Raw genomic sequence first — 6,237 nt, 5'->3', positions numbered from 1 at the left:
TACAAAACTCCGTATGAAGTGTTTTTCAGTGAAATGAGTAAAAGATTAGCTAGCTAATTTAGGTGGAAATTGCACTTGTTGTTGGAATTGGCGATTTAACTGAGTGTCCCAACCTTTAGCATCTTCATTGCCTATGATAGAGTGAAATCCATTTTGGACTTCTTCTCCTGCATTTTCTCCTATAACTCTAAGATTCATGCGATACTCATTAAAACTATTGTCATCCCATTCAAAAACATATAGTGATAAGTTTAAAAAACCCACATAAGGGGCATCGTTATATTGAGCCTCAGATTTGCTGACATCCTCAGGAGTAATAATTGCATGAGAAAGGCTAGCTCCTGCACTATATTTTTTTGATTTTTCAAGACCATTGATAGTTGTAACATTAAATAAACCAAGCATAAATCTACTGTAATATGATGTAGAATCAGTAACCTCATGATCATAAGTATCATCCATCCAACTAAGAGCAAGACCATTTGAGTAATGCCTATCTGTTCCAGCGAATACATCATTATTAAACTGAAAAGATATCTGATCTGCATTTAGAGTAGATACCAATATTAAAAATACTAATTTATAAATATGTTTCATCTAATTATTTTGAACCTTTTATTTTGTTAATTTTTCACTAAAATTGCAACAATTTTTCTTACTTGTGGAACTATAACAAAGATTGTAGGAAAAGCAACTAAAAAAGCTTTCCAATAAGCACTTAGCCAAATATTTACAAAACCATCTACTATTCCAAGATTTATGAACGTTACAATTAAGCTCATAAATCCAGACATAAACATAGACATGATAAATGAAAAAAGTATCATTTCATATTTTCTATTTACCATCTTTTATTTGTCCTACTTCATAAAACTTTCTCAACCATCTATCAAATGGATTAATTAATCTATACATTACAGGAACAATAAGAAGTGTTAAGACCATAGAACTTAAAAGTCCACCAATAATAGAAATTGCCATCGGTGCTTTTGTCTCACTACCAAGTCCATCACCAATAGCAAGAGGTAACATTGCAAACACCATTGCAATAGTTGTCATTAAAATCGGTCTAAGTCTTTTCTCTCCAGCTTCTATAAGTGCTTCATCTGCACTTTTACCACTCGCAACTGCGTTATTTGCAAAGTCAACAAGAAGCACAGCATTTTTACCAACCATACCCATAAGCAACATAAATCCAATCATTACAAATAGACTAAACTGAAGTCCAGATGCATAGAGTGCTAGCATAACACCTATGATACTCAGAGGCAGTGCCATCATAATAATAATAGGTTGAATCAATGACTCATAAAGAACTGCTAAGATAATAAACATAAGTATTACTGAGAGCCCAATTGCTACTCCAAATGCAGCGGCAGTTTTTTCCATCTCTTCCGCAAAACCAGTAAATCTATAAGTAACACTCTCTGGCATTAACTTGTCAATAGATTCTCTTGTATATGCAACAGCTCCACCAAGATCAAGACCAAAAAGATCTGAGAAAACAGTTACCTGTCTCTGTCTGTCAAAGTGGTTTATAGAAGTCAGAGATTTACTTTGAGTAAATGTAACTAAACCATCAAGATATATATACTGACCATTATCAGCACGAAGTTGAATCTTTTTAATATCATCTATACTTACTCTATTTTCATCATCAAATCTTAGAGTGATGTTATATTGCTTACCATTCTCTTCAAAGTATGAAATCTCTAAATCACTTGAAAAAGCAGTAGATACTGCCTCTGCAATCTGAGATGCTGAGATGCCAAGACGGTTTGCATTTTGTCTTAAAATATTGATATCTATCTGTGGTCTTGCATCGTCTAAGTTTGTATCGATATCAACAAAACCCTCTTTTTTCTTCATGTGCTCAATCAGGTTATTTTTAGCAACTTCTAAGTCCTCAAATGAGTCTGACTTTAAAACTATTTGGTAAGGTACAGATACACCAGCACCTTTAATATTTGGAATTGCTGCTGCTGTTATAAACATATCTTTGCTAAATGGTTTCATCTTAGCTCTAAGACTTTGAGTAACCTCTTCTTGGTTTAACTCTCTTTCATCTTTTTCTATAAGTTTTACATACATAAGAGCCTTGTGTTTCTCTTGCGCAGTGTTATAACCGATAGTTAGAGTCGTATATACAACATTCTCATCTGCTCTAATTAGATCTTCTACTTCTTTAGATTTTCTAATCATCTCTTGGAGTGAGATCCCAGAATCTGCTTTTATCTTTATCTCTAACTCGGACTTATCCTCTTTAGGAATAAAGTCCATACCAATCTTAGGGAAAAGACTAAGAGAACCAAAAAAGATTGCAAGAACTACGATTAAAGTAATGATCTTAAATCTAAGAACAAATCTTAGTATCTTTTCATAACCTCTCTCAAGAGCTTTAAAAATAAACTCTGTTTTATCATAGAACTTACTTTCACCCTTGTGTAAAACCCTAGCACTAATACTTGGGATAAAACTAAGAGCAATAGTATATGAGATAATAATCGCAAAAGCAACCGTCATAGCGAATGATTCAAAGAACTTACCAACTATTCCACTCATAAATGAAACTGGGATGAACACAGCCAAAAGCATTGCAGAAATAGCGAGGATAGTAAAAGCCATCTCTTTTGTTCCCTCTACAGATGCTTGAAACTTACCCATACCCTCTTCCATCTTTTTGTAGATGTTCTCGATTACAACAATAGCGTCATCGATAATAATACCAATAGCCAAAGTAAGACCGATAAGAGTCATTCTATTTAAATCAAATCCCATATAGTCCATAAGAGCAAATGTACCCATGATAGATGAAGGGATAGAAAGAGCAGAAACTAGAGTAATAGTCATATTTCTTAAAAATACAAATACAATAATAGCTGCTAAAATAGCACCATAAATAAGGTCAAACTCAACATCTTCAAGTGAGTTAATAATAAATGGTGTAGTATCATTTAAAATAATAACTTCATAGTTGTCTTTTGCATAGCCTTGAAGTTCAGGTACTGCTTTTTTAACACTCTCAACAATATCAATAGTATTTGTCCCTGAGATTTTTTGAATCTCTAGCATAACACCCTCTTCTCCATTATAAGAAGCATAACTCTTTGCATCACTTAGAGTATCTTCAACTTTTGCTATATCTTTTAGTTTAATAGCATCTTTAATTTTTATATTTTTAAGTTCTTCTACACTTAGAGCATCTGCTTTTGTCTTGAGTATAAACTCTTTTGTTTTAGTTACAAGCTTACCACCACCAATTTTTACATTTTCTCTTGCAACTATTTTGTTTAACTCAGCGATTGTAATATCAAATTTATTTAAAAGTTTTGGATCTGGATATATTTTTATCTCTCTATCTTTATAACCAATAATATTTACAGCACCTACACCATTAATCTTTTGTATCTTTGGTTTTACTTTTTCATCTGCAAATAACATAAGGTTTTTAATAGACTCTTTTTTTGCAGTTAAAAAGATATTTATAACAGAAGCTCCACCAATATCAAGCTTACTTACAAGTGGTGTCTTTGCATCACGAGGCATTATGACAGCTGAGACTTTATCTCTTACATCATTTGTTGCTTCATCTATGTCTCGCTCTAAGAAAAATACAACAGTTACGACACTAACACCCTCGCTACTTGTAGATTGTATTTTATCTATTCCGCCTATTCTTGAAACAGCTTCTTCTATCTTATCAGTTACCTGAGACTCAATAGTACCAGCTTCTGCACCAGGATAAACTGTTTTAATAGTAACAATAGGAAAATCAACATTTGGAAAAAGTGCTGATGGCATAGACTTATACCAAATATAATCAGGGCAACAACATACATCAGTGTTGTTATGGGATTTTTTATAGAAAACTTATACATATAAAACTACTTTACGTCAGGTATTGTAATATACCCTTCACCAAAAAGACCAACCACAAAGCCGTTTGTAATTACTTCTGCTTTAATCTTTCTGTTGTCACTGTTAGCATGTGGGTATAGTTTAGAGATCTTACCAGTGTAACTATTTTCATCACCATTTACTGAGTACTTAACAGCATCTCCAACTTTTACACTTTTCCAGTATTTTTGATCAAATTCAAATATCAGTTTTCTTTTTGATTTACTTTGAATCTTAAGTATTGTTCTAAGAGACAAACCACTTACTACATCACCAATCTCAACGCTTTTTTCAAAGATTATTCCATCAAATGGAGCTAAGATAATACTTCTCTCTAAAATTGCTTTTTGATAAGAATAGTTAGCTTTAGCTTGTGCAGTTGCAACCTTAGCTCTTTCGTAAGCTAGTTCATACTGATCAAACTTAGCCTCATCGATTAGATCTTTGATAAGAACTTGTCTTTCATAATCTTTTTTTGCAAACTTCAAAGTAACCTCAGCGTCATCTAAAGCAGCCTTAGCCATTCTTAGAGATGCTTTTAAGTCGTTATTTTGCAGTTCTACTAAGTTGTCACCTTTTTTTACAATAGTTGATACATCTACGTTTACTTTATCAACTACTCCACCTGTGAAAAAAGCCAAGTTTGCACTCTGATGTGCTTCTATATTAAATGTTGCATATATTTCCCCAGCACCTAATGTATGGATTAAAACCATAAGACCTAAAATAACTTTCTTAATACTGATCATTGTAAAAACTCCTCTATATTTTTTCCTGCATAATAATAATATGCTGCGTATGCGATTTCCAAATCATTTAAAGATGTTTCATAAAGTGCTTTAGCCTCTGTTTGAGAGCTTAGTGCATCTAGATAAACAACATTATCAACGATACCAGAATCATATTTTTTACTGATTGTTTTAAAAGCACTACTTGCCGCTACTAAGGCACTTTTAGCACTTTTTATTTTTATATAACTAGTCTCAATTGCTGATAGAGCCAAGTTATATCTCATCTCTTGTTCTTTTTTAGCGTAGGTTGCTTGTGTATTTAAAGCCTGTGAATTTATTAAAATAGCTTCTTTAGTCTTTGAAATAGTTCCCTTATCAAAAAGTCTAATATTTAAAGATACTAATACTACATTTTGATTATCAACACCATCTGGATGTGTAAGGTCAGTGTTGCCATATTCGTAAACACTATAAGTATCTTCTATTTTTAGTTGTGGATAGTAAGCACTATCTATTGACTCAGCACCATCTGATAATGCATCTTTTTTTGCCACTAAAGACTTTACATTGTCAGTTAATTCTAAGTCATGTTTTACAAACTCTTTAAATTTTGAATCATCATAACTCTGTATATCTCTTCCAACTTTTAACTCTAATGCTTTTTGTAAAGATATAATATTGAACTTTATAGATTCCATAGAATAAATGTTAGTGTCATACTCTGCTTGTAATCTATCAACATCATCTTTAGTAGCAACCTTTGCCACATAAAATCTTTGCATACGAGTTAGTTGCTCACCTAGTGATTTCTTAGCTTCATCTCTTGCATCTAGACTTGCTTGTAAACTTTTGATGTTAAAGAAATCTTGAACTATTTGCAGACTTAAACTCTTTTTTTGTGCATCTAAATCAAAACTACTTGCTTTGTATTCACTCTTACTTTGAGAAAGAAGTGCAGATTTTTTTCCACCATCATATATATCAAAAGAAGTTTTTGCATATCCACTATATATTTCACCAGGTGTGTAGTAACTTCTCTCATCCGTATTTTTGTAAAAAGCGCCTGCATCTATTGTTGGATAGTAAGAACTCTCTTTTGAGTCAACTTCTGAAGCTTTTGCTTTTTGAGTCAATGTCTTAGAAACTACCAAGTCACTGTTTTGTGTAGCATAGTCTAGTAGCGACTTTAAACTTTCTGCATATATAAAAGCAGGAATCACCAATAAAATTAGTCTTTTCATATTGTCACCTCTATTAAGTCAAATATTGCATCTATAAATTTATGTATTTCTGATTTTAAATCATCAATAGTATTTGTAACTGAACTTGCGATAAACATACCTTTTGCAGATTCAAAAAGTCCACGAGCTAAGCCTTGTGAGTCTTCTTTAATCTCACCATTTTTTATACCTTCGTTCAATATATCTAACAACCAATTGTAGTAGTAGTTTGTATGTTGTGTTTGAAATTCAATCATCTCTTTATCTGGGTTTGTTAAAGATATAGAAGTAAACTCTTTATAAAATGATCTAAGTTCTTTTTCTTCTTCCTCATAAAATATACTTGAGAATTGTTTTACTTTTTTTCTTGTAGTAGTTAGTTCATCTAG

General features: G+C 32.2%; 5 protein-coding genes and 1 pseudogene. All 6 read right to left on the bottom strand.

Features of this window, described 5'->3' with window-relative positions; genetic code table 11:
- Positions 1 to 45 precede the first annotated feature (45 nt).
- Positions 46 to 597: a lipid A-modifier LpxR family protein gene (locus tag QZZ48_RS13485; protein WP_294966726.1), complete on the bottom strand. Its 552-nt coding sequence runs from the start codon at positions 595 to 597 to the stop codon at positions 46 to 48.
- Between the two features lie 26 nt (positions 598 to 623).
- Positions 624 to 848: a DUF2798 domain-containing protein gene (locus QZZ48_RS13480; protein WP_294966725.1), complete on the bottom strand. Its 225-nt coding sequence runs from the start codon at positions 846 to 848 to the stop codon at positions 624 to 626.
- On the bottom strand, positions 838 to 3,801 hold the full coding sequence (locus QZZ48_RS13475; protein WP_366755938.1) for an efflux RND transporter permease subunit: 2,964 nt from the start codon (positions 3,799 to 3,801) through the stop codon (positions 838 to 840). The genes QZZ48_RS13480 and QZZ48_RS13475 overlap by 11 nt, the downstream gene beginning before the upstream one ends.
- Positions 3,802 to 3,884: 83 nt before the next feature.
- The gene (locus tag QZZ48_RS13470) at positions 3,885 to 4,646 is read right to left on the bottom strand and encodes an efflux RND transporter periplasmic adaptor subunit (RefSeq protein WP_294966723.1); all 762 of its coding nucleotides are present in this window, start codon (positions 4,644 to 4,646) and stop codon (positions 3,885 to 3,887) included.
- A complete protein-coding gene (locus QZZ48_RS13465) occupies positions 4,643 to 5,869 on the bottom strand; it encodes a TolC family protein (RefSeq protein WP_294966722.1) in 1,227 nt (408 codons plus the stop codon). Before QZZ48_RS13465 ends, QZZ48_RS13470 begins: the two co-directional genes overlap by 4 nt.
- Positions 5,866 to 6,237: pseudogene (locus tag QZZ48_RS13460) on the bottom strand (TetR/AcrR family transcriptional regulator); the annotation flags it as partial. The pseudogene QZZ48_RS13460 and the gene QZZ48_RS13465, both read right to left, overlap by 4 nt.

It is taken from the genome of Sulfurimonas sp., from assembly GCF_016744025.1.
Lineage (GTDB): Bacteria > Campylobacterota > Campylobacteria > Campylobacterales > Sulfurimonadaceae > Sulfurimonas.
This window is presented reverse-complemented; position numbering and strand designations above follow the sequence as displayed.

Coding starts and splice junctions, on each gene's coding strand:
- QZZ48_RS13480 (WP_294966725.1), bottom strand. CDS start 848: ATGGTAAATAGAAAATATGAAATGATACTTTTTTCATTTATCATGTCT.
- QZZ48_RS13465 (WP_294966722.1), bottom strand. CDS start 5,869: ATGAAAAGACTAATTTTATTGGTGATTCCTGCTTTTATATATGCAGAA.
- QZZ48_RS13470 (WP_294966723.1), bottom strand. CDS start 4,646: ATGATCAGTATTAAGAAAGTTATTTTAGGTCTTATGGTTTTAATCCAT.
- QZZ48_RS13475 (WP_366755938.1), bottom strand. CDS start 3,801: ATGCCATCAGCACTTTTTCCAAATGTTGATTTTCCTATTGTTACTATT.
- QZZ48_RS13485 (WP_294966726.1), bottom strand. CDS start 597: ATGAAACATATTTATAAATTAGTATTTTTAATATTGGTATCTACTCTA.